This is a genomic window from Amycolatopsis sp. TRM77291 (assembly GCF_054166285.1).
In genome coordinates, this window is sequence record NZ_JBSZHF010000014.1 from 1 (window position 1) to 2,131 (window position 2,131).

The window sequence follows — 2,131 nt, forward strand, 5'->3', positions numbered from 1 at the left end:
TGCACGTCGATCGCGGCGAGCGCGTCCTGGGGCTCGATCACGTCGAGCTCGATCAGGGAGGTGAAGCCGGTGAGGGCGAGGAGCAGGTTGGTCTCCGTCGCCGGGTCGCGGCCGGAGTCGATGTGCCCGTCGGCGATCGCCTGGCGGACCAACCGCTCGACGAGGGCCCGCCCTTGAACGAGGCCGCGGCGCGCCTGCTCGTGCACGGCCTCGTCGTGCAACGCCTCCAGGACGTAGGCGGCGCTCATCCGGCTGGTCGCGCGGGCGTCGGCATGCAGGGGGAGCATTTCCGCGAGCGTCAGACGCAGCACGTCACGGGGGTGCGGACGGACACCGAGCTTTTCGAGCCCCTGGCGCACGCGCACCGAGGTCTGCTCGGACGCGAAATCCATGGCGAAGGAGAGCATGGCAGTCCGGGAAGCGAAGTAGTGCTGCAACTGCCCAAGAGACATGCCCGCCTCCTGCGCCACCACGCGCATCGTCAGCTGAGTGACGCCGCGCTGCTCCACCACCCGCCACAGCGCGCGGGCGATCGCTTCGCGGCGTCCACGGTGATCCACCTGCTTCGGCATCCCCGGCCTCCCCTCGCCATCCAGGACCGTTCCAATACAGTTGACATAATACACCTGACCTATAACCCTGGGGTGCACTCGTGGGAGGAGTCGTCATGTCCGAGCAGCCGAAGGTACGGACCACGGAAGGCGTGGTGCAGGGACTCTGGCGGCAGGGGCACGCGGTGTTCCGCGGCATCCCTTACGCCCAGCCGCCGGTCGGAGCGCTCCGCTTCGCCGCGCCCGCGCCGCCGCACCGCTGGGAGGGAACGAGACAGGCGGTCGAGTTCGGCCCCGTGGTACCGCTGTCCCTGCCGATCGACGTGCCCCCGCAGGGCACCGGCTGGCTGACGCTGAACGTCGGCACTCCGGACCCCGGCGCGGCCGGACTGCCGGTGCTGGTGTGGATCCCCGTGGGCGGCTACCTCTCGGCGGCGTCGAGCGACCCGATGTACGACCCGGCGGCGCTGGCCGGGGCGGGAGTCGTCGTGGTGACCATCAACTGCCGCGTGGGCGCGGAGGGATTCGCGTTCCTCGACGACGTGCCGCCCAACCGCGGATTCCTCGACCAGATCGCGGCACTGGAGTGGGTGCAGCGCAACATCGCCGCCTTCGGAGGCGACCCCGGCCGGGTCACCGTGGGCGGGGTGTCCGCCGGGGCGGGCTCGGTCGCCGCCCTGCTGACGATGGAGTCCGCACGCGGCCTGTTCCGGCGGGCCATCGCCCATTCGGTGCCGGGGCTGCACAGCACCCCCGCGCTGGCACGGCAAGTCACCACCACGTTCGCGGACCGGCTCGGCGCGGCGGCCCCCACCGCCGAGGCCCTGCGCGACATCGACCCATGGCACCTGGCCGCCGAGCTCACCTCCTTCAACGCCGGCCTCCACTCGCACCGGGAGAGCTGGGGACGCCTCACGGAGACCGGCACCGCGCTGTGCCCCGTCGTCGACGGCGAGGTCCTCCCGGAAACGCCCTGGCCCGCGCTGACCGGCGCGCGCGCGAGCGGGACCGAACTGCTCGTCGGCCACACCCGCGACGAATTCCGGTACTTCAGCGTCATGAGCGGACGGTACGGCACCTTCACCGAGGAGGACGCCCACGCGGCCCTGGAACTGCACGCCCCGCGGCCGGACGGCACGCGGGCCTACCGAGCCGCGTTCCCGGAGGCGGGCCCGGAGGAGCTGGTGGAGACGGTGTACTCCGACGCCCTCTTCCGCATGCCGTCACAGAAGCTGGCCGAGGCGAACGCCGCGGCAGGCGGCACCTCGTACCTGTTCGAACTGGCCTGGGTCGCCCCGGCCCTCGGCGGCATCCTGGGCGCCTGCCACAGCCTCGACGTACCCCTGGCGTTCGGCACACTGGACAGCCCCGTCGGCACCCAGCTCATCGGCGAGCAGCCCACTCCCGAAGCCGTCGCACTCTCCCACGAACTCCAGGAGGCATGGGTCCGCTTCGTCACCACCGGCGACGCCGGCTGGTCCGCCCACCGGCCCGGCGAGCACCTCACCCGCGTCCTGGACACCGAATCGAAGACTCTGCCCTACCCCGAACAGGCATCCCGCCAGATCTGGAAAGGCCAC

The 2,131-nt window shown here is 71.8% G+C and carries 2 protein-coding genes; one reads left to right on the forward strand and one right to left on the reverse strand.

What is annotated here, in order from left to right:
• A partial coding sequence (locus ACXIZN_RS43100) for a TetR/AcrR family transcriptional regulator (RefSeq protein WP_457960766.1) occupies positions 1-572 on the reverse strand: 572 nt, incomplete at its 3' end.
• 95 nt (positions 573-667) lie between these two features.
• Here ACXIZN_RS43100 and ACXIZN_RS43105 point away from each other — a divergent pair.
• On the forward strand, positions 668-2,131 hold a 1,464-nt coding region (locus ACXIZN_RS43105), incomplete at its 3' end, for a carboxylesterase/lipase family protein (RefSeq protein WP_457960767.1).